This is a genomic window from Streptomyces sp. NPDC093546 (genome assembly GCF_044765045.1).
GTDB lineage: Bacteria > Actinomycetota > Actinomycetes > Streptomycetales > Streptomycetaceae > Streptomyces.
Genome location: NZ_JBIWJG010000007.1, coordinates 132,923 through 157,857 on the forward strand (window position 1 = coordinate 132,923; position 24,935 = coordinate 157,857).

At 72.7% G+C, this 24,935-nt stretch carries 24 protein-coding genes; 7 read left to right on the top strand and 17 right to left on the bottom strand.

Going from position 1 to position 24,935, the window contains the following annotated elements; all coding sequences use genetic code 11:
* Positions 1–11: 11 nt before the first annotated feature.
* Both ACIRNI_RS17730 and ACIRNI_RS17735 read right to left on the bottom strand, forming a co-directional pair.
* A complete protein-coding gene (locus ACIRNI_RS17730; RefSeq protein WP_403552313.1) occupies positions 12–992 on the bottom strand; it encodes a phosphotransferase family protein in 981 nt (326 codons plus the stop codon).
* Between the two features lie 148 nt (positions 993–1,140).
* Positions 1,141–1,347: a hypothetical protein gene (locus ACIRNI_RS17735; protein ID WP_403552314.1), complete on the bottom strand. Its 207-nt coding sequence runs from the start codon at positions 1,345–1,347 to the stop codon at positions 1,141–1,143.
* Positions 1,348–1,848: 501 nt separating this feature from the next.
* Here ACIRNI_RS17735 and ACIRNI_RS17740 point away from each other — a divergent pair.
* Positions 1,849–3,066, top strand: coding sequence for a serine/threonine-protein kinase (locus ACIRNI_RS17740; RefSeq protein ID WP_403552315.1), 1,218 nt, complete (start codon positions 1,849–1,851; stop codon positions 3,064–3,066).
* A 31-nt stretch (positions 3,067–3,097) separates the two neighbouring features.
* Here ACIRNI_RS17740 and ACIRNI_RS17745 read toward each other — a convergent pair whose 3' ends face one another.
* The 8 genes from ACIRNI_RS17745 to ACIRNI_RS17780 form a co-directional block, all read right to left on the bottom strand.
* Positions 3,098–3,916 (bottom strand): TrmH family RNA methyltransferase, encoded by an 819-nt coding sequence (locus ACIRNI_RS17745; protein WP_403552316.1) that lies wholly within the window; start codon positions 3,914–3,916, stop codon positions 3,098–3,100.
* A gap of 34 nt (positions 3,917–3,950) precedes the next feature.
* Entirely contained in the window at positions 3,951–5,192 is a 1,242-nt protein-coding gene (gene cobA / locus ACIRNI_RS17750; protein WP_403552317.1) for a uroporphyrinogen-III C-methyltransferase, read from the bottom strand.
* A 349-nt stretch (positions 5,193–5,541) separates the two neighbouring features.
* Positions 5,542–8,796: a nicotinate-nucleotide--dimethylbenzimidazole phosphoribosyltransferase gene (gene cobT, locus ACIRNI_RS17755; RefSeq protein ID WP_403552318.1), complete on the bottom strand. Its 3,255-nt coding sequence runs from the start codon at positions 8,794–8,796 to the stop codon at positions 5,542–5,544.
* Positions 8,797–9,109: 313 nt separating this feature from the next.
* Positions 9,110–10,318, bottom strand: coding sequence for a precorrin-6y C5,15-methyltransferase (decarboxylating) subunit CbiE (cbiE, locus tag ACIRNI_RS17760; RefSeq protein ID WP_403552319.1), 1,209 nt, complete (start codon positions 10,316–10,318; stop codon positions 9,110–9,112).
* Positions 10,319–10,385: 67 nt separating this feature from the next.
* Positions 10,386–11,021: a GNAT family N-acetyltransferase gene (locus ACIRNI_RS17765; RefSeq protein WP_403552320.1), complete on the bottom strand. Its 636-nt coding sequence runs from the start codon at positions 11,019–11,021 to the stop codon at positions 10,386–10,388.
* A gap of 171 nt (positions 11,022–11,192) precedes the next feature.
* Complete coding sequence (locus tag ACIRNI_RS17770; RefSeq protein ID WP_403552321.1) at positions 11,193–12,053, bottom strand: MetQ/NlpA family ABC transporter substrate-binding protein; 861 nt, start codon at positions 12,051–12,053, stop codon at positions 11,193–11,195.
* A gap of 68 nt (positions 12,054–12,121) precedes the next feature.
* On the bottom strand, positions 12,122–12,793 hold the full coding sequence (locus ACIRNI_RS17775; protein WP_355362481.1) for a methionine ABC transporter permease: 672 nt from the start codon (positions 12,791–12,793) through the stop codon (positions 12,122–12,124).
* Positions 12,790–13,878 carry a methionine ABC transporter ATP-binding protein gene (locus ACIRNI_RS17780; RefSeq protein ID WP_403552322.1) on the bottom strand — a complete coding sequence of 363 codons (1,089 nt, stop codon included), beginning with the start codon at positions 13,876–13,878 and terminating at the stop codon, positions 12,790–12,792. The genes ACIRNI_RS17775 and ACIRNI_RS17780 overlap by 4 nt, the downstream gene beginning before the upstream one ends.
* A gap of 550 nt (positions 13,879–14,428) precedes the next feature.
* On the opposite strand from ACIRNI_RS17780, the gene ACIRNI_RS17785 reads away from it, so the two are divergent.
* Together ACIRNI_RS17785 and ACIRNI_RS17790 are read left to right on the top strand one after the other, a co-directional pair.
* Complete coding sequence (locus ACIRNI_RS17785) at positions 14,429–14,788, top strand: hypothetical protein (RefSeq protein WP_355362477.1); 360 nt, start codon at positions 14,429–14,431, stop codon at positions 14,786–14,788.
* 1 nt (position 14,789) lies between these two features.
* Entirely contained in the window at positions 14,790–15,209 is a 420-nt protein-coding gene (locus ACIRNI_RS17790) for a hypothetical protein (RefSeq protein ID WP_355362475.1), read from the top strand.
* Here the strand turns inward: ACIRNI_RS17790 and ACIRNI_RS17795 are convergent.
* From ACIRNI_RS17795 to ACIRNI_RS17805, 3 genes are all read right to left on the bottom strand, one after another.
* Complete coding sequence (locus ACIRNI_RS17795) at positions 15,187–15,663, bottom strand: GNAT family N-acetyltransferase (RefSeq protein ID WP_403552323.1); 477 nt, start codon at positions 15,661–15,663, stop codon at positions 15,187–15,189. The genes ACIRNI_RS17790 and ACIRNI_RS17795 overlap by 23 nt on opposite strands.
* 39 nt (positions 15,664–15,702) lie before the next feature.
* Positions 15,703–16,281, bottom strand: coding sequence for a sigma-70 family RNA polymerase sigma factor (locus tag ACIRNI_RS17800; RefSeq protein ID WP_403552324.1), 579 nt, complete (start codon positions 16,279–16,281; stop codon positions 15,703–15,705).
* 74 nt (positions 16,282–16,355) lie between these two features.
* Positions 16,356–17,501, bottom strand: a complete 1,146-nt coding sequence (locus tag ACIRNI_RS17805; protein ID WP_403552325.1) for a glycerophosphodiester phosphodiesterase — start codon at positions 17,499–17,501, stop codon at positions 16,356–16,358.
* Positions 17,502–17,781: 280 nt separating this feature from the next.
* Between ACIRNI_RS17805 and ACIRNI_RS17810 the strand changes: the two genes are divergently transcribed.
* Positions 17,782–18,411, top strand: a complete 630-nt coding sequence (locus tag ACIRNI_RS17810; RefSeq protein ID WP_355362507.1) for a lysophospholipid acyltransferase family protein — start codon at positions 17,782–17,784, stop codon at positions 18,409–18,411.
* Positions 18,412–18,503: 92 nt separating this feature from the next.
* On the opposite strand, the gene ACIRNI_RS17815 is transcribed toward ACIRNI_RS17810, so the two are convergent.
* Positions 18,504–20,048: an MFS transporter gene (locus tag ACIRNI_RS17815; protein ID WP_403552326.1), complete on the bottom strand. Its 1,545-nt coding sequence runs from the start codon at positions 20,046–20,048 to the stop codon at positions 18,504–18,506.
* Complete coding sequence (locus ACIRNI_RS17820) at positions 20,045–20,596, bottom strand: helix-turn-helix domain-containing protein (protein ID WP_355362465.1); 552 nt, start codon at positions 20,594–20,596, stop codon at positions 20,045–20,047. Before ACIRNI_RS17820 ends, ACIRNI_RS17815 begins: the two co-directional genes overlap by 4 nt.
* 86 nt (positions 20,597–20,682) lie before the next feature.
* Between ACIRNI_RS17820 and ACIRNI_RS17825 the strand changes: the two genes are divergently transcribed.
* Positions 20,683–21,192 (top strand): HAD domain-containing protein, encoded by a 510-nt coding sequence (locus ACIRNI_RS17825; protein WP_403552327.1) that lies wholly within the window; start codon positions 20,683–20,685, stop codon positions 21,190–21,192.
* Between the two features lie 9 nt (positions 21,193–21,201).
* On the opposite strand, the gene argH is transcribed toward ACIRNI_RS17825, so the two are convergent.
* Positions 21,202–22,629 carry an argininosuccinate lyase gene (argH, locus tag ACIRNI_RS17830; RefSeq protein WP_403552328.1) on the bottom strand — a complete coding sequence of 476 codons (1,428 nt, stop codon included), beginning with the start codon at positions 22,627–22,629 and terminating at the stop codon, positions 21,202–21,204.
* Between the two features lie 95 nt (positions 22,630–22,724).
* The gene (locus ACIRNI_RS17835; RefSeq protein ID WP_403552329.1) at positions 22,725–23,918 is read right to left on the bottom strand and encodes an argininosuccinate synthase; all 1,194 of its coding nucleotides are present in this window, start codon (positions 23,916–23,918) and stop codon (positions 22,725–22,727) included.
* A 214-nt stretch (positions 23,919–24,132) separates the two neighbouring features.
* Between ACIRNI_RS17835 and ACIRNI_RS17840 the strand changes: the two genes are divergently transcribed.
* Positions 24,133–24,309 (top strand): hypothetical protein, encoded by a 177-nt coding sequence (locus ACIRNI_RS17840; RefSeq protein WP_403552330.1) that lies wholly within the window; start codon positions 24,133–24,135, stop codon positions 24,307–24,309.
* A 7-nt stretch (positions 24,310–24,316) separates the two neighbouring features.
* Positions 24,317–24,910 carry a pyridoxamine 5'-phosphate oxidase family protein gene (locus ACIRNI_RS17845; RefSeq protein WP_403552331.1) on the top strand — a complete coding sequence of 198 codons (594 nt, stop codon included), beginning with the start codon at positions 24,317–24,319 and terminating at the stop codon, positions 24,908–24,910.
* Positions 24,911–24,935: the final 25 nt, after the last annotated feature.

Below are 24,935 nucleotides of genomic sequence, written 5' to 3' on the forward strand. Positions count from 1 at the left end.
GTGTCCTCACCCTACGACGTGCAGTCGGGGTCCAACTCGGGCAGGAGTGTCGCAATTCGGGTACAGGCTTCCACGACGGCGAGCTCGACGTCGTCCAGGTCCCGGTGCTCGGCACGGGACTTGGCGACCGCGAGGGCGGCGGTCTGCACCGTCAGCGCGCGGGCCGGTACGTCGAGCCGGGGCCACGGATCGCCGTCCGGAGGGACCGCCGGGCCCCCTGCCGCGCGGTACGCGCCCAGGAACCGCGCCCACACGTCGGGCGCCAGCAGGCCGGCCGCGTACCAGGCCGCCGGGCGGGCCAGGTCCCAGGCGGGGTCGCCGAGGCCGAGGTCGTCGACGTCGATGAGCAGCCAGGGGCCCGTGGCGGCCGGGTGGCGAACGAGCTGGCCGAGGTGGAGGTCGCCGTGGCAGAGCGCCGTAAGAGGGGGGTCCGGTGGCTCGGGCTCGGCGCGGGCCCAGGGCGGGAGGCGGGCCCAGGCGGCCAGGACGGGAGCCGCCGCCGGGTGCGGCCCGGCGGCGCGCATGCGGGCCACGGCCAGGGCCGCCTTGGCCGGGCCGCGCATGGGCGGCAGCGGGCCGGGGAGCTCGGCGGGCGGTACGGCGTGGAGGCGGGCCAGCAGCGTCGCCGCCTCCTCCCAGGGCGCGGCGTCCGGGTCGGTGGGGTCGACGGGCGTGCCGTACGGCCAGGCCGTCACGGGGCGGCCCCGCACCTCGGCGGCGCTCACCGGCAGGGGCGGCAGCAGGATGCCGGACAGCCGCGGATGCGCGGCGACCGCGAGACGCGTGCGGTGCGCGGCATCGTCTGTGCCGGGCGCGTGCGCCTTGGCGACGGCGTGCCCGTGCCGTACGACGGTCCCGTCCGCCCGGTCGGCCAGCACGGCGGGCGCGACCCGGCCGCACGCGGGGCACCCCGCGCGCGCCGGCCCGCGAGGATGCGCGGCACGCCGCGCGACCCCGGCGAGTTCCTGGACGAGTGCCTTCCCGGTCTCCATGCGCCGACCCTACGGCCCGGGAAAAACCTGGTGGCCGGCAGCTCCCCAGCTGCCGGCCACCCATAGCCGTCCGCCGCACCCCCGTCCCCACGGGGTTGTTGGCCGGATGTCCCCGACCCGGGCCGCTCTCCCGGATCCGGGGCGCCGCTCAGCGCCCCAGCATCACGCCCACGGACGACGCCTGTGTGAGCACCGCGTCCCAGCCGCCGAAGGCGACCGCCAGCAGTGCCGCCAGGGGAAGAACCATCGCGGTCGCCACCAGCGGGTGGCGCCTGCCGGACGGGCGGTCGCCGAACGGGGCGTAGGCCTTCCGTCCCTGCGTGCGGACCAGGGTCCGCGGTGCCGTGTCCGCCATGGTTCCTCTCCTGTCGATCTGGCAGCGGCGGGCGTCCGACCTCGGGGGACGAGTACCGCACCCGCCGCTTGACCTCAACATTAGGGACGCGGCGGGTCGAGGGCGTCATGCCCGCGTACCGATTGCCAGGCCTCCCGGAGGATGAGCCGCGGGCCCGGCGCGTACTCCCCTGGGTGGAGACGCAGGCCCGGCGATGGGGGACATCCCCGAGGGGGCGGTAGGGGTCCCTCGGGGGGTGGGGGCTGCGGGGTGACGTCGATCACCCCGTCCGGCGCCGGCGCGGGACGTTTCCCTGCCGCGGCCCAACTCCCCCTTGCGCGGCGGGTCGTGAGACGCGCGCCCGCCGGAAGCCGTCTCCGGGAGGCTTCCTGACCCCTCCTCAATCCGGCTGCCAGGGCGCGGCCTATGAGCACACCGGGGCGCGGGTACGTAAGCTGTGCCCGTCAAACGGATAACCGCGGCTGCGGGGTGGGGGCTCCCCACCGTAGGTAGGGGACGGACATGGCGATGATGCGGCTCCGGCGCGAGGATCCGCGTGTCGTCGGCTCGTTCCGGCTGCACCGGCGGCTGGGCGCCGGCGGCATGGGGGTCGTATACCTGGGCTCCGACCGGCGTGGACAGCGGGTGGCCCTGAAGGTGATCCGGCCGGATCTCGCCGAGGACCAGGAGTTCAGGTCGCGGTTCGCCCGCGAGGTGTCGGCCGCGCGGCGCATCCGCGGCGGATGCACGGCGCGGCTCGTGGCGGCCGACCTGGAGGCGGACCGCCCGTGGTTCGCCACCCAGTACGTACCCGGCCCTTCCCTCCACGACAAGGTCGCCGAGGAGGGGCCGCTGTCGGCGGCCGACGTCGCCGCCATCGGCGCCGCGCTCTCCGAAGGGCTGGTGGCCGTCCACGAGGCCGGCGTCGTCCACCGTGACCTCAAGCCGTCGAACATCCTGCTGTCCCCCAAGGGCCCCCGGATCATCGACTTCGGCATCGCCTGGGCCACCGGCGCCTCCACCCTCACGCATGTCGGCACAGCGGTCGGCTCCCCCGGCTTCCTCGCGCCCGAGCAGGTGCGGGGCGCGGCGGTCACCCCCGCCACGGACGTCTTCTCGCTGGGCGCGACCCTCGCGTACGCGGCGATGGCCGACTCGCCGTTCGGGCACGGCAGTTCCGAGGTCATGCTCTACCGGGTGGTGCACGAGGAGCCGCAGCTGCGCGGCGTACCGGACGCGCTCGCCCCGCTCGTACGGGCCTGCCTGGCGAAGGACCCGGAGGAGCGGCCCAGCACGCTGCAGCTGTCCATGCGGCTCAAGGAGATCGCCGCGCGGGAGGCGCAGGGCCTGTCGGAGCGGCCCCTCGCCCAGCGGTCGGCGGGGCGGACCCTCGACGAGCGGCCCACGGACCGGCTCACCGAGCAGTACACGGACCGGAACGGGGAACGGGCTCCCGGGCGGGACACGGAACGCAACACCGGCCGGAACACCGGTGCGCGTACGACCCAGGGGCGCGGCGGACCGCGGACGCCGGCGCCGCATCCCTCGCGCGGCGGCGCGCGTACCGGCGGCGGCCGCCCCGGGGCCCGGCCCGCGGGGTCCCGCCCCGGTGTGCGGACCTCCCCCGGCGGGCGCCGGCCCGCGAACCCGCGGCTGCTGCGCCAGCGGATCGTCGTCTTCGTCGTCGTGACGCTGATCGTGCTGCTGGGGATCGCGGCCGCCCAGGGCCTTCAGGGGTAGGTGCTCAGGGCCGGGCGTTGACGGCCGGCGGTCAGGACGCGGGGCGGCCGGTGGCCACCGCGTAGAACGCGACCGCGGCCGCCGCGCCCACGTTCAGCGAGTCCACCCCGTGCGCCATCGGGATGCGGACCCATGCGTCGGCCGCCCGCAGCGCCTTCGCCGACAGGCCCTCGCCCTCCGCGCCCAGCATCAGCGCCACCCGCTCCATGCGGTGCGGGGCCACCTCGTCGATCGCCACCGCCTTCTCGTGCGGCGTCAGCGCGAGCAGCCGGAAACCCGCCTCCCGTACCGTCTCCAGACCCTGGGGCCAGGACTCCAGCCGGGCGTACGGCACGGAGAACACCGCGCCCATCGAGACCTTCACCGAGCGGCGGTACAGCGGGTCCGCGCAGTCCGGCGACAGCAGCACCGCGTCCATGCCGAGCGCGGCGGCGCTGCGGAAGATCGCGCCGATGTTGGTGTGGTCGTTCACGCCCTCCATCACGGCGACGCGGCGGGCGCCGGACAGCAGCTCGTCCGCCGTCGGCAGCTGCTTGCGCTGCATCGAGGCGAGCGCGCCGCGGTGCACGTGGTAGCCGGTCACCCGCTCGGCGAGCTCCGGGCTCACCACGTACACCGGCGCCTCGGCCCGCTCGATGACGTCCCGCATGACGTCGACCCACTTCGCCGACAGCAGCATCGACCGCATCGTGTAACCGGCCTCGGCGGCCCGCCGGATGACCTTCTCGCCCTCGGCGATGAACAGCCCCTCCGCCGGTTCGCGCCTGCGGCGCAGCTCGACGTCGGTCAGGCCCGTGTAGTCGCGCAGGCGCGGGTCGTCGGGGTCGTCGAGGGTGAGGAGTTCCGCCACGGGGATGCTGCCTTGTCGTCGTCGGGAGGAAAAGTTACGCGGAAGGCGCGAGGTGCTTGTGCGGACCCTCGTGGACGACGTCGCCGATGACGATGACCGCCGGCGGACGTACGTCCTCCGCCTCGACCGTCTCCGCCACGGTCGCGAGCGTCGCGTCCACGCGCCGCTGCGTGGCCGTCGTACCCTCCTGGATCAGCGCCAGCGGCGTCTGCGGGTCCTTGCCGTACGCGACCAGCGCCCGCGCGATCGCGCCGATCTTGTCCACGCCCATGAGGATCACCAGGGTGCCGCGCAGCTTCGCGAGGGACTCCCAGTCCACGAGCGAGCGCGGGTCGTCGGGCGCCACATGGCCGCTGACCACCGTGAACTCGTGCGCCACGCCGCGGTGCGTCACCGGGATGCCCGCCGCGCCCGGCACGCTGATCGAGCTGGAGATGCCCGGCACCACCGTGCACGCGATGCCCGCCTCCGCGAGCGCCTGCGCCTCCTCCATGCCCCGGCCGAAGACGAACGGGTCGCCGCCCTTGAGGCGGACCACGGACCTGCCCGCCTTCGCGTGCTCGATCAGCGCGTTGTTGATCGCCTCCTGGGCCATGAAACGGCCGTACGGGATCTTCGCCGCGTCGATCACCTCGACGTGCGGCGGCAGCTCGTCGAGGAGGTCACGCGGGCCCAGGCGGTCCGCGATGACGACGTCCGCCTCCGCGAGCAGGCGGCGGCCGCGGACCGTGATCAGGTCCGGGTCACCGGGGCCGCCGCCGACCAGGGCGACGAACGGCGTACGGGCGCGGTGGTGCGGCGCGCCGATCGAGCCGTCCCGCAGGCCCTCGAGGATCGCGTCCCGCACGGCGGCGGAGCGGCGCGGGTCGTGGCCCGTGAGGACCGCGACCGTGACGCCCTCGCCCCGGCCCGTCGCCGGGGTCCAGGCCGTGGCCGCCTCGGCGTCGTCGGAGCGCACGCACCACACGCGGTGGCGCTCCGCCTCGGCGGAGGCGCGGGCGTTGGCCTCGGGGTCGGTGGACGCGACCAGCGCGTACCAGGCGTCGGCGAGGTCGCCGTCCTCGTAACGGCGCCTCACCCAGGTGATCTCGCCCGCCTCCGCCATGGCCTCGACGGACGGGGTCGCGGACGGCGACACGAGGGTGATGTCGGCGCCGGCCGCGATGAGGGCGGGCAGGCGGCGCTGGGCGACCTGGCCGCCGCCGATGACGACGACCCGGCGCCCGGAGAGGCGAAGTCCGACGGGGTAGGCGGGCTGCTCGGCGTACTCGACCATGAGGGTGCGGCTCCTCGGCGGGGGCGGTGGTGCGGTGTGCGGTCTGCGATGTGCTGTCTGCGAGGCCGCTGCGACGGTGAAGCGGCTGGTGGGGCAGGGGGTGGCGCGGGAGGCGCGCGGCGGTGGGGCGCTTGCGACCACCTTACGGTGCGGCCCGGGCGGGTGGTCCGGGGGCTTTCGCGCCGGGGGCGGGGCGGCTCGCGTGGTGGGCCGGTGCGGCTTGTGCTCGCGGGCGGGGGCCGGTGGGCCGGTGCTTGGGGGCGAGGGGCTGGTGGGCCGGTGCTTGGGGCCACCCCCTCACGTGAGGGGGTGGCCCCAAGGTGGTGCTCCGAGCTGTGGGGGGCGTCCCCTACTTCTCCGTGACGCCCGCCGAGTCGAACGTCGCCACCTCGTGCATCGCGCGCGCCGCGCTCTGGACCACCGGGAGGGCCAGCAGCGCGCCCGTGCCCTCGCCGAGACGGAGGTCCAGGTCGACCAGCGGGCGCAGGCCCAGCTTGTTGAGGGCCGCGACGTGGCCCGGCTCCGCGCTGCGGTGGCCCGCGATGCACGCCGCCAGGGCCTCGGGCGCGATGGCGCGCGCCACGAGCGCCGCGGCGCCCGCGCTGACGCCGTCCAGGATGACGGGCGTACGCAGCGACGCGCCGCCGAGGATGAAGCCGGCCAGCGCCGCGTGCTCCAGGCCGCCGACGGCCGCGAGGACACCGATGGGGTCGGCCGGGTCCGGCTGGTGCAGCTCCAGGGCCCGGCGGACGACGTCCACCTTCCGGGCGTGCATCTCGTCGTTGATGCCCGTGCCGCGACCGGTGACCTCCGCCGGGTCGACCCCCGTGTACACGGAGATCAGCGCGGCGGACGAGGTGGTGTTCGCGATGCCCATCTCGCCGGTGAGCAGGCCCTTGTTGCCGGCCGCGACCAGGTCGCGGGCCGTCTCGATGCCCACCTCGATCGCGGCGAGCACCTCCTCGCGGCTGAGGGCGGGGCCGATGGTGAAGTCGGCCGTGCCGGGGCGCACCTTGCGGGGCAGCAGGCCCGGCGTGGCGGGCAGGTCGCCCGCGACGCCGACGTCGACGACGCAGACCTCCGCGCCCACCTGGTTGGCGAAGGCGTTGCAGACCGCGCCGCCGCCGAGGAAGTTGGCGACCATCTGGGCCGTCACCTCCTGGGGCCAGGCGGTGACACCCTGGGCGTGGACGCCGTGGTCGCCCGCGAAGATCGCCACGGCGGCGGGCTCCGGGATCGGCGGCGGGCACATCCGGGACAGGCCGGAGAGCTGGGCGGAGATGATCTCCAGCATGCCGAGCGCCCCGGCGGGCTTCGTCATGCGCTTCTGCCGCTCCCACGCCTCGCCGAGCGCCTTCGCGTCCAGCGGGCGGATGTTGGCGACGGTCTCCTGGAGGAGGTCGTGCGGCTCCTCGCCGGGCAGCGCGCGGCGGCCGTACGTCTCCTCGTGGACGACCCACGAGAGCGGGCGGCGCTTGGACCAGCCCGCCTGCATCAGCTCCGGCTCCTCCGGGAACTCGTCGACGTAACCGACGCAGAGGTACGCGACGACTTCGAGGTGCTCGGGCAGGCCGAGGGCGCGGACCATCTCGCGCTCGTCGAAGAAGCTGACCCAGCCGACGCCGAGGCCCTCGGCGCGGGCGGCGAGCCACAGGTTCTCGACCGCGAGGGCCGACGAGTACGGCGCCATCTGCGGCTGCGTGTGGCGGCCCAGCGTGTGGCGGCCGCCCCGGGTCGGGTCGGCGGTGACGACGATGTTGACCGGGGTGTCGAGGATCGCCTCGATCTTCAGTTCCTTGAACTGCTTGGCCCGGCCCTTGGGCAGCGACTTCGCGTACGCGTCGCGCTGGCGCTGGGCGAGCTCGTGCATCGTGCGCCGGGTCTCGGCGGAGCGGATGACGACGAAGTCCCACGGCTGCGAGTGGCCGACGGACGGGGCCGTGTGGGCGGCTTCGAGGACCCGGAGCAGGACCTCGTGCGGGATCGGGTCGCTGCGGAAGCCGTTGCGGATGTCGCGGCGCTCCCGCATCACGCGCAGGACCGCCTCGCGCTCGGCATCGTCGTAGCCGGGGGCGGGCGGGGTGGCCGCTTCGGGGGCCGGGGCCGTCTCCGGGACCGCTTCTTCGGTCACTGGAGCCGTCTCCGGGATCACTTCTTCGGTCGCTGGGGCCGTCTCCGGGGCCGTTTCAGTGGCCGGAGCCGTCTCCGGGGCCGTTTCGGTCCCGGGAGTGGTGTCGGCCGCGGGCGGCTCGTCGGCGGGGGCCTCGGGTGCCGCGACCTGCTCGGGCTGCTCGACCTGGACCGGGGCTTCCTGGACCGGAGCTTCCTGGACCGGTTCCTCGACGACCGGAGGCTCTGCGACCGGTTCCTCGACGACCGGGGTCTCGGCCACGGGGGCCTCGACGGGCTGCTCCTGGACGGGCTGCTCCTCGACGGCCGGGGCCTGGGCCACGGGGACCTCGGGCATCGGCTGCTCGATTACCTCGGGGGCCACAGGCGCCGCAGGCACCTCGGGGGCCTCAGGGGCCTCAGGGGCCTCGGGCGCCTCAGCCACCGGAGCGGCCTCGGGCTCCTGCGGGGCCACCTCGACGGGGGCCGGGGCCTCCGCCGGTGCCACGGGCTCAGGGGCGGCCGCGCGCTGCGCCGGTACGGTCGCGACCGGCTCAGGAGCGGGCTCGGCGACGGGCTCCTGGGCGGAAGGCTCCGGGGCGGACGGCTCCACCGGCGGCTCCGGAACGACCGTTTCTGCTGGGACCGGGGCCTCCGGCTGGGGCTCCTGTGCCACGGGCGACGGCTGAACGGTCTCGACGGGCTCCACCGCCTCCACGGGCTGCGGGAACCACGGCTCCGCGCCCTGCGGCGGGATCTCCGTGAGCTGCGGCGCGGCCACGACGGGCGCCGGCTCCTCGTGGGCCGCTGCGAAGTACTCGGGGCCGGTCGCCACCGGGGCGGGGTGCTGTACCGGCACCGGCTCCGGGGCCGGAGCGGGGGCGGGAGCCGACGGAGCAGCGGCCGGGCCACGGTCGGCGAGGGAGCGGACCACACCGGACGGCGCGTCCGACACCGGCGGCCCCATGTGCAGCGGGCGCCGCGCGGACGGCGGACCCTGGACGGCCGGGGCCGGGGCCGGGGCCGACGCCGGGGCGGGCATGGGTGCGGGCGCGGGAGCCTGTGGCGGCATCCGTACGGCGCCGAGGTCGACCGACCCCGAGTCACGGCCGCCCGCCACGTGCGCGTCCGCCTCCGGGGCGACCGGTTCGTACGCCGCCTGCGGCTGCGGCTGCTGCTGCTGCTCGGGGGCGACCGGTTCGTACGCCTCGTACGCCTCCGGCACCTGAGGTGCCTCCGCGACCGGGGTCTCGTGCGCCGGCATCGCCTGCGCCTGAGCGGGCATCTGCGGGGGCGGGGGCGCCACGGCGGCGGCCTGCGGGTCGCTGCCCCACGCGCCCTGGGCGCCCGGCATCAGCAGCAGGTCGTCGTCCTCGGCGGCGGTGTCGGCAGGGTCCAGGAAGGTGTACGCGTCCGGAGCGGGGATGCCCGGCTGCTCCACCATGCCCGGGCTCTCCGGCTGTCCCTCGCCCGGGACCTGGCCGGTGTCAGTCATGCGTACCCCTCGCCCATCGGTTGTGCTCCTTCAGACCTTCGCCCGCCCTCACCGAAGAGAACGAGCGTGCGCGCCGCGCGGCACGAAGGGCCCGCGGGACACCACGTATTCTCGCGGGCTTCGGCCAGGCATGGCAGCGGGTTCCGCCACCGTTGGCTGTGGACTGCGCCACGTCGCGCACCCCCCGATCGCGCCATACCACAGAGGCCACCCCAAACGGGGCTCCTTTTCCGGACATTGGCGTACGAAGTGCCGAACGCCCGGCTGCGGTACAACAATCCGCCAGCCTACCTCCCGCGCCGTAGTGGCATGGTCACGGGGCCGGTGCCGGCCTGGTCCCTGCCAGCAGGAACACCACGGAGCGGTCGCGTTCCCGCCAGGCGGAGGTGTCGAGTTCGACGCTCTGGAGCAGCGCGCACTCGACCGCGTATCCGCCCTCCGCCAGGGCGGCGCCGATCGCCTCGGCCTCGTCCCTGGTGGTGGCGTGCGCCACGATCCGCTCGGGGCGGCGGTCGGCGCAGGCGGCCACGACCGGCACTCCCCCGCCCCCGACGCGTACGACATCGGGCTCGGGCAGCCGTTCCAGGACGTGCGGCGCGCGGCCCGCGACGGTCTGGAGCTGGACGCCGAAGCGGCGCGCGGCGGCCTCGGTGCGGGCGCAGGCGTCCGGGTCGGCGTCGACGGCGATGACGGCGGCGCCGAAGCGGGCGGCCTCCACGGCGAGCGCGCCGGAGCCGCAGCCGATGTCCCAGACGAGGTCGCCGGGGCGGGGGCCGAGGCGGGCGAGCTGGGCGGCGCGCAGGTCCGCGGACTCGCCGCGGGAGGGTTCGCCGTCGTACGCGCCGGGCGGCAGCGCCCAGCCGCGTACGGGGCCGGGGTCGCGGCCCATCAGCCAGGGCCCGGTGGAGGCGGGGGGCGTGGCGCCGCCGATGACGATGACGACGTTGGGGTCGCGCCAGGCGTGGTCGGCGGCCTTGTCGGAGGTGAGGACCGTGACCTGTTCGCGCTCGGTGCCGAGCTCCTCGCAGATGACGAAGGTGCGGTGTACGCCGTCGAGGAGCAGGGCGAGTTCGGCGGGGCCGGCGCCCGGGGAGGTGAGGACGGCGACCTTGGTGTGGGCGCGGCACACGTTGACGGCCCGTCGCAGCGTACGGCTGTGGGCGACGACGACCTGCGCGTCGTCCCAGGGCATGCCGGCCCGGGCGAAGGCGGCGGCGACGGAGGAGACGGCGGGCACGACCTCCACCTCCAGCCCGTGCTCGGGTGCGCGCAGGGTGCGGACGACGCCGAAGAAGCCCGGGTCGCCGTCGGCGAGGACGACGGCGGTGCCGCGGTGGCCGGCGATGCGGCGCGCGGCGAGGTCGAGGCTGCCGAGCCGGATGCGCTCGGCGTTCGGCGGCACCTCGGGGAGCGCCAGGTGGTGGGCGGCTCCGGCCACCAGGGTGGCGGCCGAGAGGGCGGAGCGCGCGGCCGCGGTGAGGGGCGAGCCGTCCCAGCCGATCACCGTGACCCGGTCGGCCATCTTCGTCTGTCTCCTGGGGTGTTGGTGCAGGTCGGGGGCAGCCTGAGGGTACCGCGCGGGGCGGCGGTCAGTTCCAGTCGGTGAAGCCGGAGTAGCCGGCGTCGGCGTGCTGGTCGGCGGCGCCTTCGAGGTCCTCGGGGAGCAGGCTCCAGACGATCAGGTCGGTGCGGATGTCGGTCCAGCCGCCGTCCTCCGTCCGGCTGCGGGCTATCCACGCGTTGCGCAGCACGCCTTCGCTGATGCAGCCGATCTTCTGGGCGACCTGCTGCGAGGCGGTGTTGCCGGCCGCGGTGCGCAGTTCGAGGCGCTCGAAGTGCCGGTCGCGGAACAGCCACTGGGCGACGGCGAGGAGGGATTCGGTGGCGTAGCCCTCGCCGCGGGCCCAGGGGGCGGTGACGTAGGCGGCCTCGGTGGCGCGGGTGTGCCAGTTGGTGTTGCGGAGGTGGACGGTGCCGACGAGCCGCTGGGTGAGGAACTCGGTGACGGCGAGGACGATGCCGCGGCCTTCGGTGCGCTCCGCAGGAGCGATCCTGCTGACCCACTCCTCGGAGTGGGCGGTGGTGTAGGGGTGGGGGACGGTGGTCCAGGCGACGATCAGCTCGTCGTTCATCATCTCGGTGTGGGCGGGAATGTCGGTTTCGTCGTAGGGGCGCAGCACCAACCGTTCCGTGCTGATGGAGATGTCCGGAAAGGTGGATGTCATGCGCTGCTCCATGCCGAAGACCGTCCGTAAAGCCATGAACGCACAGCATGCAGCATGGGGCACGCGGTACGCATGGGCGGGTCGGTACGGCCGCGTCGTTACGTCACCGTTGTGACGCCGCAGGCCCCGCGTACCGGACGGGGTGCGCGGGGCCTGCGGGGTTCAGGGGTGTTACTTCGCGGCGCCGAAGGCGGGGATGACGGCGCCGTTGCTGTAGGTGTCCTCGATGTACTTCTTCACCTCGGGCGAGTTCAGCAGCTTGACGAGCTTCTGCACACGGGCGTCGTTCTCGTTGCCCTGCTTGACGGCGAGGAAGTTGGCGTACGGGTTGCCATCGGCCTTCTCCAGCGCCAGGGCGTCCTTGGCGGGGTTGAGCTTGGCCTCGATGGCGTAGTTGCCGTTGATCACGGCGGCGTCGACGTCGTTCAGGGCGCGGGGCACGGTGGCGGCCTCCAGCTCCTTGAACTCCAGGCCCTTCTTGTCCTTGATGTCGGAGAGCTTGGCGTCGGCGCCGACGCCGTCCTTGAGGGTGATGACACCGTGGTCCGCGAGCAGCTTGAGCGCGCGGCCCTCGTTGGTGGTGTCGTTGGGGACGGCGATGGTCTGGCCGGCCTTCAGCTCCTTCAGGTCCTTGACCTTCTTGGAGTAGAAGCCGAGCGGCTCCAGGTGGACGTTGACCACCGGGACGATGTGCGTGCCGTTCTTCTTGTTGAAGTCGTCGAGGTACGGCTTGTGCTGGAAGTAGTTGGCGTCGACCTGGCCCTGCTCGGTGGCGGTGTTCGGCAGGACGTAGTCCGTGAATTCCTTCACCTCCAGCTTCAGGCCGGCCTTCTCGGCCAGGTTGTCCTTGACGAAGGTGAGGATGTCGGCGTGCGGCGTCGGGGACGCGGCGACGACGAGCGGCTTCGACGGGTCGGCCTTGCCGGAGTCGGACTTGGCGCCCGGGTCGGAGGCCGTGCCGCAGGCGGTGAGGCCGAGGGCGAGGGCGGTGATGCCGGCGAACGCGGACGTGAGCTTGATGTTCTTACGCACGAAAAGTGCCTCTTTCTGGTGGTGCGGACAACGCCCGGACAAGGAGTGCGGGCTGTGTGGGGGAAAGGTCAGGAAGCGGTACGCCCCCGGCGGGCGAGGAGCCGTACGGCGAGGTCGCCGATGAGCTGGACGACGGTGACGATGACGATCAGCAGCACCACGGTGATGAGCATGAACTCGGTCTCGAAGCGCTGGTAGCCGTAGGTGATGACCTTGGAGCCGAGCCCCTCGCCGCCGACCGCGCCGGCCAGCGCCGAGTAGCTGATCAGGGTGATGACCGTGGTGGTGAGGGCGGCGATCAGGGACGGCAGGGCCTGCGGGAGCAGCACCTTCCGCACGATCGTCGGGATGGAGCCGCCCATGGACTGGACGGCTTCGACCAGCCCGTGGTCGACCTCGCGGATCGCCGTCTCGACCAGGCGCGCGAAGAAGGGGATGGCGCCGATGGAGAGCGGCACGATCATCGCGCTCGGGCCGATGAAGGTGCCGACCACGAAGGTGGTGAAGGGGATCAGCGCGACGAGCAGGATGATGAACGGCAGCGAGCGGCCGACGTTCACGATCGCGCCGATGACCTTGTTCACCGGACGGTTCTGCAGCAGTCCGCCCTTGTCGGTGAGGACGAGGAGGACACCGAGTGGCAGACCGCCGATGACGGTGACGACGGTGGACCACAGCACCATGTAGAGCGTGTCGACGGTGCCCTGCTCCAGCAGGGGCCGCATCTCTTCCCAGGTCACTTCGCGACCTCCTTGACCAGCAGCGGCTCTTCGGTGGCGTCGATGACCTCGACCTGGAGGCCCTGCTCGCGCAGGAAGCCGACGGGCACGACGTTCTCCTCGTAACGACCGGGCAGCTCGATGCGCATGCGCCCGATCTGCTTGCCGCCGACGGTGTCCATGGCGGCGCCGAGGATCGAGATGTCGACGTTGTACGTACGCGACAGCTGGGAGATCACCGGCTGGGTGGCGGCCTCGCCGTGGAAGGTGACGTCGAGGACCGTGCGGTCCGGGCCGGTGGGGGCGCCGGTGACCGGGAACAGCTCGTGGGCGAGCTCGGAGCCGGGGGTGGCGAGGAGCTCGGAGACCGTGCCGGACTCGACGATCCGGCCCTTCTTCATCAGGGCGGCGGAGTCGCAGATCTGCTTGACGACGTCCATCTCGTGCGTGATGAGGAGGACGGTGAGGCCGAGCTGCCGGTTGAGGTCGCGCAGCAGCTGGAGGATGGAGCGGGTGGTCTCCGGGTCCAGTGCGCTGGTCGCCTCGTCGGAGAGCAGCACCTTGGGGTTGCCGGCGAGCGCGCGGGCGATGCCGACGCGCTGCTTCTGGCCGCCGGAGAGCTGGCCGGGGTACGCCTTGGCCTTGTCGGCGAGGCCGACGAGGTCGAGGAGTTCGAGCGCGCGGGCCGAGCGCCTGGCGGCGGAGACGCCGAGGATCTCCAGGGGCAGCTCGATGTTGTCCTGGACGGTGCGCGAGGACAGCAGGTTGAAGTGCTGGAAGACCATGCCGATGCGGCTGCGCGCGCGGCGCAGTTCCTTGCCGGCGCGGCGGCCCCGGCCGGCGAGCGCGGTGAGGTCGGTGCCGTCGACCGTCACGGTGCCGGAGGTGGGGCGCTCCAGGAGGTTGACGCAGCGGATGAGCGAGGACTTGCCGGCGCCGCTCTGTCCGATGACGCCGAAGACCTCTCCTTCGCGGACGTGGAGGTCGACGCCGTCCAGAGCGGTGACCTGGCGGCCTCTCGTCTCGTAGACCTTGGTCAGGCCCGAGGTGGTGATCACAGGGGTTTCCGTCACTGTCGAGTGCGCGGCGCGGTGTCCGCCGGGCACGGGGCATTCGTCAATCGGACGCGTGGCACGGCTGGTTCGGCGGGTGGCCGGGGGGTGGCACGTGCGCGGGGCGGGCGGCGTGGTCCGGCGGTCGCGGTGTGGGTTCCGCTTGCGTACGGACGCGGCGGCCGGCTCGGCTGTCGGTCTCGCTTCGGGGCGCGAGGCTCACGCGGGGGCCCTCAGAAGGCGCACATTCGACACATACAACGAGCACCGGGCGTCATCATCGCCTCGGTCGCAAGGGTGCGGCTGCTCGTCGTGGTCATGCGTGCCAGTAAAGCAGACACCCCTCCGGGCTTCGGACGGTTGTCCGTATAGCGGACTGCCGCGTCACACCATCCGGACGGCGGCGTTCCGCTCGCCGCGCGGCGGCACCACCCGGGTGACCTGCGCGGATGCCGTGCGGCGACCGCTACGGCGGCCTCGGCGGCGTCCTCCGCGCGGTGGCATGTTGTGGTCAAGACCACGGCTGCGGGAGCGGCGGACCGAGCCGGGCGCCGCCACCGGGGCCGGTCGCACCGGGCTTTTTGGCCCGTATTAGTCTCGGCGCATGCTCGACGCCCTGACGGTCGCGGTCTCCGTGGCCGCGCTCGCCCTCGCCGCCTGGTGCGGCTTCGCCGCCTACCGGGACCAGCCCACGAAGGACTGGCACTTCATCGGCATGGCGGTGGTGACGGTCCTGGCGCTGGCTCAGCTGGTCTTCGGCATCGTGCAGCTGGCGCGCGGCGAGAAGGCCGACGAGGGCACGGCCATCTTCGTGGCGTACCTGCTCGGCGCGTTCTGCGCGGTACCGGCGGCCGGCTTCATGTCGCTGGCGGAGCGCACCCGCTGGGGCTCGGCGACCGTCGCGGCGGGCGCGGTGGTGCTGGCCGTGCTGGAAGTGCGCCTCTTCGACATCTGGGGGGCCTGACATGGCGGCGGGCGCGGCGGGACGCAGGCTGGTCCAGGGCCCGGGCATGCTCGTGGTCTGGCTGTACGGGGTGATGTCGGTCGGCGCCGTGTCGCGGTCGGCGTACCAGATCGCGACCGAGTTCGACCGGGCGCCGCTGCCGTACACGCTGTCCGCGCTCGCGGCCCTGGTGTACGTCTTCATCACGTACACGCTCGTTCGGGGCGGGGAGACGGCCCGCAAGGCGGCGCTCGTGTGCTGCGCCGCCGAGCTCGTGGGCGTACTGGCCGTGGGCACCTGGACCCTGCTGGACCCGGGCGCCTTCCCGGACTCCACGGTGTGGTCCCGGTACGGGTACGGCTACGTCTTCATCCCGGTGCTGCTGCCGGTGACCGGGATCCTGTGGCTGCGGAAGGCGGCTACGCGGCCTTCTCCAGCGTGACCAGCGTGAGGCGCGGGCCCACCTGCCGGGTGGCGACCGCCTCGTATCCCTTCTTGCGGTAGAGGCGCAGGTTGCCGTCGCTGCGGTGGCCGGTGAAGAGCTGGTAGCGCTTGGCGGCGGGGTCGGCGGCGAAGTGCTGCTCGATGGCGTCGAGCAGGCGGCTGCCGAGGCCGTGGCGGCGCATGCGCGGGTGGACGATGAGCTTGGCGATGCGGGCCGTGCCGGTGCCGTCGATCTCACCGCGCACGGAGGCGACGACCTCGCCGCCGAGCCGCGCCACGAGGGCGTGGCCGCGGGCGATCTCGGCCTTCAGGTCGTCGAGGGTCTGGGTGAGGGGCTCGATGGTGTAGTCGCCGTAGAGCTCGGCCTCGCTCTGGTAGCAGAGGTACTGCAGCTTGAGGATGTGTTCCGCGTCGTGCTCGTCCGCCGCTGAGATGGTCACGCTCATGCCCATGTGTGCATGCCTCCGGCTCACCTGATACGCCCTGTCGGTCTACCGCACCCTTCCCCGATGGGCGGGAGCGGCAACCTCTGCCGGCAGCATTCTGCGCAGACATCCCAGGCAACGGGAACGCATGGGCCCTAGACTCCCCTGTGAGATACCCAACTCTCCTGCGATTTCGCGGTAGGTCGGGTCCTTTGGGGACAACATCGCAGCCAGCAGCCTTCGGCAGTGGGCGGGCGCGCGGTTGATCGCCTTCTCCAGGACGCGGCGCCGTTCGGCGGTGAGCGCGGCGCTCTCGGGCTCGGGTTCGCGCCCGGCGTCCGGGAACCGCTCCTCGCCGCCGTACGGGTGCTCCCGTACGGCCGTACGGCGGGCGCGGCGGGCCTCCGCGCGGACGGCGCGGCGCAGCCAGTCGGCGGGGTCGTCCGGGACGCCGGGCCGGGCGGCGGGGCCGGCGCCGTCCAGCCGCTCCAGGAGGCGGAGCCACACCGCCTGTTCGAGGTCGCCCGACTCGACCCCGGCGGCCGTGGCCTCGGCGTGACACTCGGCGGCGAGGAGGGGCGCGAGGGCGCGGAAGGGCTCGGGGAGGTGGGGGGTGGCGGGGGCCCCGGTCGGTGTCGTCGTCATGCCGTGCATGACTCGGGCGGTTCGGGCGACGGTTTCCGCGCGCCGCCCAAACCGCCCGTGAGGGTGACCTCGGGTCAGCGGGTGCGGGTCCCCTCCGCGCGGGCGTCCGCCGCCGCCAGCAGGGCCGTGTCCGGGTGGTCGGTGAAGATGCCGTCGATGCCCGTGGCGAAGTACTTCTCGTAGGCACCGAAGACGTCCCCGAACGCCGCCGGGTCCGTGCCGCGGCGGAAGTCGGCGGGCAGGAAGCTGTTCTCGTTGCGCAGCGTGTACGGGTGGACCAGCAGCTTCGCGGCGTGCGCGTCGCGCACCAGGGTGGTCGTCCTGCCCAGCTTGCCGTCCTTGTCCTTCGGGATGACCAGGTCGAGCAGCGGGCCGATGCCCTGCGCGTACGACGCGATGCCCTTCAGGCCCTCGGGCGTGATCAGGTCGGCGACCGTGCGCGGGTCGCCCGTCTCGCGGAAGTCCCACGGACGGTCGTCCGGGGTCCACAGCAGCACGACGCGCGGCGTGGAGACGAGCTTCGCCATGCGTTCCATGCTGGTCGGCTCGAAGGACTGGAGGAAGGTCGGCGAGTCGGCGCCGTGGCGCCCGTACCGGCGCAGCAGCCGGGCGAGCGGCTCCTCCAGGGGGAGGCCGAGCTTGCGGAAGTAGGTGGGGTGCTTGGTCTCGACGTACAGCCAGACCGGCCGGCCGCGCCGGCGGCCCTCCTTCTCGGCCCAGCGCAGCACCTCCTCGAAGGTGGGGACGGTCCAGCGCCCGTCGTAGAGGGTGTTCTCCTGGCGGGTGGCCGGGATGCGCTCCTTGGCACGCAGCGTCTTCAGCTCCGCGAGGGTGAAGTCCTCGGTGAACCAGCCGGTGAGGGAGGTCCCGTCGACGGTCTTGGTCGTCTTGCGGGAGGCGAACTCGGGGCGGTCGGCGACGTCCGTGGTGCCGGTGATGTCGTTCTCGTGGCGGCAGACGAGGTGGCCGTCCTTCGTCGGGACGAGGTCCTGCTCGATGACGTGCGCCCCCATGTCGAGGGCCAGCTGGTACGAGCCGAGGGTGTGCTCCGGCCGGTAGCCGCTGGCGCCGCGGTGCGCGATGACCGTGGGGACGGGCAGCCGCCGGTGCGGGGCGGATGGCCTGGCCTGCGCCGTACCGGCGCTCCCCGCCGAGAGGACGGCGGCCGAGCCGAGCACCGCCGCGCCGATGACGGCTCGCCTGCGCGCACCGTGTGTCATGAAGGCTCCTTACGTCAGCGTGATCGTCCTTTCGGACGAATGAGCGAGGCCCGATCGTAGGTAGTTACGCCTTACATAGGGGAGACCCCCGACGAACGTGTGGAAAACACAGGTCAACGTCGTGTATCGGGTATGTCAACCCGATGTGCGGCGCGGGGTGACCCGCGAGTATCGTCCTCACCCGCACATACTGGTCACATACTCGGTTGGCTTCTCGGCTACTTCGTCGGAGGACTCGTTGTCCCGCTTCGCCCTCATCAAGGCAGTGCTCGGCCCCGTCATGCGCCTGATGTTCCGCCCTCAGGTGGAGGGCGCGGAGAACATCCCCGGCTCGGGGCCGGTCATCCTCGCGGGCAACCACCTGACCTTCATCGACTCGATCGTCCTGCCGATCGTCTGCGACCGGCAGGTCTGCTTCATCGGCAAGGACGAGTACGTCACGGGCAAGGGCCTCAAGGGCCGCCTGATGGCCTGGTTCTTCACCGGCGTCGGCATGATCCCGGTGGACCGCGACGGCGCCAACGGCGGCGTCGCCGCGCTGATGACCGGCCGCCGGATCCTGGAGGAGGGCCGGGTCTTCGGCATCTACCCGGAGGGCACCCGCTCCCCCGACGGCCGGCTCTACCGGGGCCGTACGGGCATCGCGCGGCTGACGCTGATGACGGGCGCGCCGGTGGTGCCGTTCGCGATGATCGGCACGGACAAGCTCCAGCCGGGCGGCGCCGGGCTGCCGCGCCCCGGCCGGGTGACGGTGCGCTTCGGGGAGCCGATGGAGTTCTCCCGGTACGAGGGCATGGACCGCGACCGGTATGTGCTGCGGGCGGTGACGGACTCCGTGATGGCGGAGGTCATGCGGCTGTCGGGCCAGGAGTACGTGGACATGTACGCCACGAAGGCGAAGGCCGCGTAAGGCGGCATAGCCGGTACGTATACGAAAGGAGCCGCACCCGGCGTGGGGTGCGGCCCTTCGTCTTTCGGTTTCTTCTTCGGTGTTCCGCGGTGCTACGGGTGCTCGATGCCCTCCGCCAGCTTCTGGCCCCGCAGCAGGAACCACGCCGCGACCGCCGTCGCCAGCAGGACCACCGCGCCGGCGCCCGCCGCGATGCGCAGGCCGTCGACGAAGGCGTCCTGCGCGGCCGTGACGAGCGCGGTGGCCGTGGCGTCCGGCAGGCCGGCGGACGCCTCCACCGCGCCGCCCAGCGATTGGTGCGCGGCCGCGGCGGTACCGGCGGGCACGCCGTCCGGCGTGGCGAAGTCGCTGTAGACGCCGGTGACGACGGAGCCGAGGAGCGCGATGCCGAGCGCCGCGCCGAGTTCGTACGCCGTCTCGGAGACCGCGGACGCGGCGCCCGCCTGCTCCCGGGGGACGCTGGAGAGGATGACGTCCGCGGTGACGGTGAACGCGAAGCCCGCGCCCACGCCCACGACGAGCAGCGACGCCCCGAGCAGCGGATAGCCGGTGGAGCGGTCGAGCAGCGTCAGCGTGGCGAGGGCCAGGCCCACGGCGGCGAGGCCGCCGGAGACGACCGACCGCACCGTGAAGCGGCGGGCGACGGTGCCCGCCATCAGACCGGCCGTCACGGCGCCGATCGCGGCGGGCAGTTCGGCGAGGCCCGCCTCCAGCGGGGGGCGGCCCTGGACCAGCTGGAGGAACTGGGAGAGGAAGAACACCAGCCCGGACAGGCCCAGGATGGTCAGCAGGTCCGCGAGGACCGCCCCGGAGAAGCCCCGGTGGTGGAAGAGCCGCATGTCGAGCAGGGGCGACTCGAGCCGGAGCTGGCGCCGTACGAACCAGGTCAGCGCGGTGAGACCGATCACGGCGGCGACGGCCATGTCGAGGTGCAGGCCGTGCGCGGCCGCCTCCTTGACGGCGTACACGACACCGATCATGCCGACGAGCGAGAGCGCGACGCTGGGCAGGTCCCAGGGGCCGGGCGCGGGGTTCTTGGACTCGGGGATGAACTTGATGCCGACGACGACCAGGACCACCATCACGGGCAGGTTGATCAGGAAGACCGAGCCCCACCAGAAGTGCTCCAGCAGGAAGCCGCCCACGACCGGGCCGACGGCCGCGCCGGCCGACGCCATGGCGCCCCAGATGCCGATGGCGAGGCTGCGCTCGCGCGGGTCGTGGAAGAGGTTGCGGATGAGCGCCAGCGTGGACGGCATGAGGGTCGCGCCGGCGACGCCGAGCAGCGCGCGGGCGACGATCATCAGCTCGGGGGTGGTGGCGTACGCGTTGAGGACGGACACCGCGCCGAAGGCGGCGGCACCGGTCAGCAGCAGCTTCTTGCGGCCGATGCGGTCGCCGAGGCTGCCCATGGAGACGAGCAGGCCGGCGATGACGAAGGAGTAGACGTCACCGATCCACAGCAGCTGGGTGCCGGTGGGGCGCAGGTCCTCGCTGAGGAAGGGGGTGGCCAGGCCGAGGACGGTGGCGTCGACCGCGACGAGCAGCACGGCCAGGACGAGTACGGCGAGCGCCAGCCACCGCCCGGGGCGGCGTACAACCTCCGATCCCTTGGTGAGCTGTTCTGTACGGGTCATCTCTCCACGCTCCTGCGTGCTCCGCCGAGCAGCAACTCGGCGATCATGTACTGGAAGTCCTTGCCGGCGACCCGGCCGTCCTGCACGGCCCAGGCACAGGTGCCGATGAGGCCGTAGAGCGCCTCGGTCAGCCAGGCGGGCGTGAGGTCGATCCGGAACGCGCCCTCCTCCTGGCCGCGCCGGAAGAGCGCGGCCACGCGGGCGTCGAGGCGGGCCCAGCCCTCGTTCATCTGGTCGCCCTCGAAGAGCTGGTTCTCGGTGACGAGGAACGCGAGCAGTCCCGCGACGGGCTCCACTCCGGCGATGAGCCGGCGCAGCGCCGCCTCGGCGGGGCCGTCGTCGAGCCGGGCGGCGTCGATGGCCGCCTCGAACTCCTGGATGCCGAGCGCCTCCAGCGCCCTGACCAGCGCGTCCCGCCCGGCGAAGTGCCGGTGGAGGGTGGCCCGGCCGATGCCCGCGGCGCGGGCGACCTCGTCCATGGTGGCGGTCGCCTTGCGGGAGAGGAGGGCGGCGGCGGTGCGCAGCACCTGCTCACGATCGACTGTCATGAGACAACCATAGCCCAGGTGAGACATCAACGTCTCATTCGAAATAGGATCGACTCACCACAGGAAGGAACAGGATGCTGAGGCGCATGAAGAAGCCGCTGCTGCTGATCGACGTGGACGGTCCGCTCAACCCGTATGCCGCCCAGGCCCAGCGAAGACCGGAGGGGTACACCACCCACCGCATGCGACCCACGGGGTGGACAGAAGGCAAGCCCCTGCGGGTGTGGCTCGATCCCGGGCACGGCGAAGAGCTGCTCGGCCTCGCGGAGGACTACGAGCTCGTGTGGGCCACCACCTGGAAGGGGGAGGCCAACGACTGGATCGGGCCGCACCTGGGCCTGCCCGAGCTGCCCTACATCGACTGGCCCCAGATGCACGGAAAGGCCCCTCGCGGGACCTTCTGGAAGACGCAGTACATCCTCGAGTACGCGGCGGGGCGGCCGTTCGCGTGGGTGGACGACGACATCACGGCGTACGACCGCGAGTACGTGGAGCGGGAACACCTCGCCGCCGCCCTGTTGCTGCACGTCGACCCCCGTATCGGACTGATACGGCCGGACTTCGACGCGCTCGCGGAGTGGGCGGCGGCGCTGTGACCTGTGGTGTCAGTGCTTGGCGGTGGCCCAGGCGCGCTGGATCACCAGGTCGGCCTTGACCTCGGCGAGCTGGGTGGCGACGGCCGAGGGGGCCGTGCCGCCGCGGCCGTCGCGGGAGGCGAGGGCGCCGCGGACGTTCAGGACCGTGCGGACCTCGGGGGTGAGGTGCTCGGAGATCTTGGCGAACTGCTCGTCGGTGAGCTGGTGCAGCTCGATGCCGTGCGCCTCGCACTCCTTGACGCACTCGCCCGCGACCTCGTGCGCCACGCGGAACGGCACGCCCCGCTTGACCAGCCACTCGGCGATGTCGGTGGCGAGCGAGAAGCCGGCCGGGGCCAGCTCCTCCATGCGCTCCCGGTTGACGGTGAGCGTGGCCATCATGCCGGTGAAGGCGGGGAGCAGGACCTCCAGCTGGTCGCAGGAGTCGAAGACCGGCTCCTTGTCCTCCTGGAGGTCGCGGTTGTAGGCGAGGGGCAGGGCCTTGAGGGTGGCCATGAGCCCGGTGAGGTTGCCGATCAGGCGGCCCGACTTGCCGCGCGCCAGCTCCGCGATGTCGGGGTTCTTCTTCTGCGGCATGATCGACGAGCCGGTGGAGAAGGCGTCGTGGAGGGTGACGAAGGAGAACTCCTTCGTGTTCCAGATGATGATCTCCTCGGCGATCCGGGAGAGGTTCACCCCGATCATCGCGGTGATGAAGGCGAACTCGGCGACGAAGTCGCGCGAGGCCGTGCCGTCGATGGAGTTGCTCGCGCTGCCGTTCTCGAAGCCCAGGTCCTTGGCGACCGCCTCCGGGTCGAGCCCGAGGGACGAGCCGGCGAGGGCGCCGGAGCCGTACGGGGAGACCGCCGTGCGCTTGTCCCACTGGCGCAGCCGCTCGGCGTCCCGGGAGAGCGACTGCACGTGCGCGAGGACGTGGTGGGCGAAGAGCACCGGCTGCGCGTGCTGAAGGTGCGTACGGCCCGGCATGGCGACGTCCGGGTGGGCCTCGGCCAGGCCGACCAGCGCGTCCTGGAGGTCGGCGAGGAGGCCGCCGATGATCCGGGCGTGGTCGCGCAGGTACATCCGGAAGAGCGTGGCGACCTGGTCGTTGCGGGACCGGCCGGCCCGCAGCTTGCCGCCGAGGTCCGGGCCGAGCCGCTCCAGCAGGCCGCGCTCGAGGGCGGTGTGGACGTCCTCGTCGGCGATGGTGCCCGTGAAGGAGCCGTCGGCGACGTCCGCCTCCAGCCGGTCGAGGCCCGCCAGCATGCGCGTCAGCTCGTCCTCGGTGAGCAGCCCCGCCTTGTGCAGCACGCGCGCGTGGGCACGGGAGCCGGCGATGTCGTACGGCGCGAGGCGCCAGTCGAAGTGCACGGACGCCGACAGCTTGGCCAGGGCCTCGGCGGGGCCGTCGGCGAAACGGCCGCCCCAGAGCCGGACGTCACCGGTGTTGCTGCTCACTTGCTCAAGCTCCTCAAGGCTGTGGAACGGCTGTGGAAGGACGACGCCTCCCCCTCCGGGCGCGGACGGGGAGGCGGCTGTCGAACGAGTCGGCGTCAGGCCAGGTCACGCCGGGCGGCGATCTTCGCCGAGAGGGCGAAGATGTCGATGAAGCCCTGCGCCTTCGACTGGTCGAAGGTGTCGCCGGTGTCGTACGTGGCGAGGTTGAAGTCGTACAGCGCCTGCTCCGACTTCCGGCCGGTGACGACGGCGCGGCCGCCGTGCAGGGTCATCCGGATGTCGCCGGAGACGTGCTGGTTGGCCTCGTTGATGAAGCCGTCCAGGGCCCGCTTGAGCGGGGAGAACCACAGGCCGTCGTAGACGAGCTCGCCCCAGCGCTGCTCGACCTGCCGCTTGTAGCGGGCCAGCTCGCGCTCGACGGTGACGTTCTCCAGCTCCTGGTGGGCGGTGATCAGGGCGATCGCGCCGGGGGCCTCGTAGACCTCGCGGGACTTGATGCCGACGAGGCGGTCCTCGACCATGTCGATCCGGCCGACGCCCTGGGCGCCGGCGCGCTCGTTGAGCTGCTGGATGGCCTGGAGGACGGTGACGGGCTTGCCGTCGATGGCGACCGGGACGCCCTCCTTGAAGGTGATGACGACCTCGTCGGCCTCGCGCGGGGTGGCGGGGTTCGAGGTGTACTCGTAGATGTCCTCGATCGGCGCGTTCCAGATGTCCTCGAGGAAGCCGGTCTCGATGGCGCGGCCGAAGACGTTCTGGTCGATGGAGTACGGGGACTTCTTGGTGGTGGCGATCGGCAGCTCCGCCTTCTCGGCGAAGGCGATGGCCTTGTCCCGGGTCATCGCGTAGTCCCGGACCGGGGCGATGCACTTCAGGTCGGGGCCGAGGGCCTGGATGCCGGCCTCGAAGCGGACCTGGTCGTTGCCCTTGCCGGTGCAGCCGTGCGCGACGATGCCGGCGTTGTGCTTCTTCGCGGCGGCGACCAGGTGCTTGACGATCGCGGGGCGGGACAGCGCCGAGACCAGCGGGTAGCGGTCCATGTACAGGGCGTTGGCCTTGATCGCCGGGAGGCAGTACTCGTCGGCGAACTCGTCCTTGGCGTCCGCGACCTCCGCCTCGACCGCACCGCAGGCGAGCGCGCGCTTGCGGATGACGTCCAGGTCCTCGCCGCCCTGGCCGACGTCCACGGCGACGGCGATGACCTCGGCACCCGTCTCCTCGGCGATCCAGCCGATGGCGACGGAGGTGTCCAGTCCGCCCGAATAGGCGAGTACGACGCGCTCGGTCACGGGTTTCTCCTTACAGTGCATGCGGTGATGGGTATAAGTATGCAGAGGTCTGTATGGTTCGTCAATCTCGACCCCCGGGCGCGACGCCAGCCGATCCGGCCGCGCTCCTGCTCTACGTGCTGTACCGGGTGGGGCCGGCGGGCGCCGTCTTCCAGGCGGTGAACACCCTGGACCGGGGCATGGGCGCGCTGAACCTGCCGTACGCGGCGCCCGCGTGTCGCGCGAGTGCGCGCTGCCGGTCATCGCGCACCGGTACTCCACGATCCGGGCGGCGGACGTCATCGTCGTCCTGGAGGGCGGACGGGCCGTCGCCGCGGGCACGCACAACAAGTTGTCGTCCGCGAGCGACCATCATCGTTTCCCGGCCCGGGCTCAACGGGTGAGTCGATAATGAGCCCATGGGACAACGATATGAACGCATCGAAGGCCGGATACGCGACTTCATCGAAGAGCAGCCGGTCTTCTTCACCGCCACCGCCCCGCTGACGGGCGACGGCCATGTCAACCTCTCCCCCAAGGGCCGCAAGGGCACCCTCGTCGTCATCGACGAACTGACGCTCGCCTACCTGGACTTCGGCGGCAGCGGCGCCGAGACCATCGCCCACCTGCGCGAGGAGGGCAACGGCCGGATCACGCTGATGTGGTGTGCGTTCAGCGGTCCCCCGAAGGTGCTGCGGGTGCACGGGACGGGCGAGGCGGTCTTCCGGGACGATCCGCGCTGGGCGGAGTACATCGCGCACTTCAAGGATGTTGACGGCCCGTCGGCCCGCGCGGTCATCGTCGTCCGCGCGAAGCGGATCAGCGACGCGTGCGGCTACGCCGTGCCGTTCATGGACTACCGCGAGGAGCGCACCCTGCACGCCGAGCACTTCGGCCGCAAGACGGACGAGGAGTTCGCGGCGTACTGCGAGAAGAAGGACCACATCGGCGTGAGCTTGGACGGCCTGCCGGCGCTGCCGTTGCCCCTGCCGCCGCGCGCGGACGTGGTCTGACGCCCGGCCGGTACGATCACGGGGC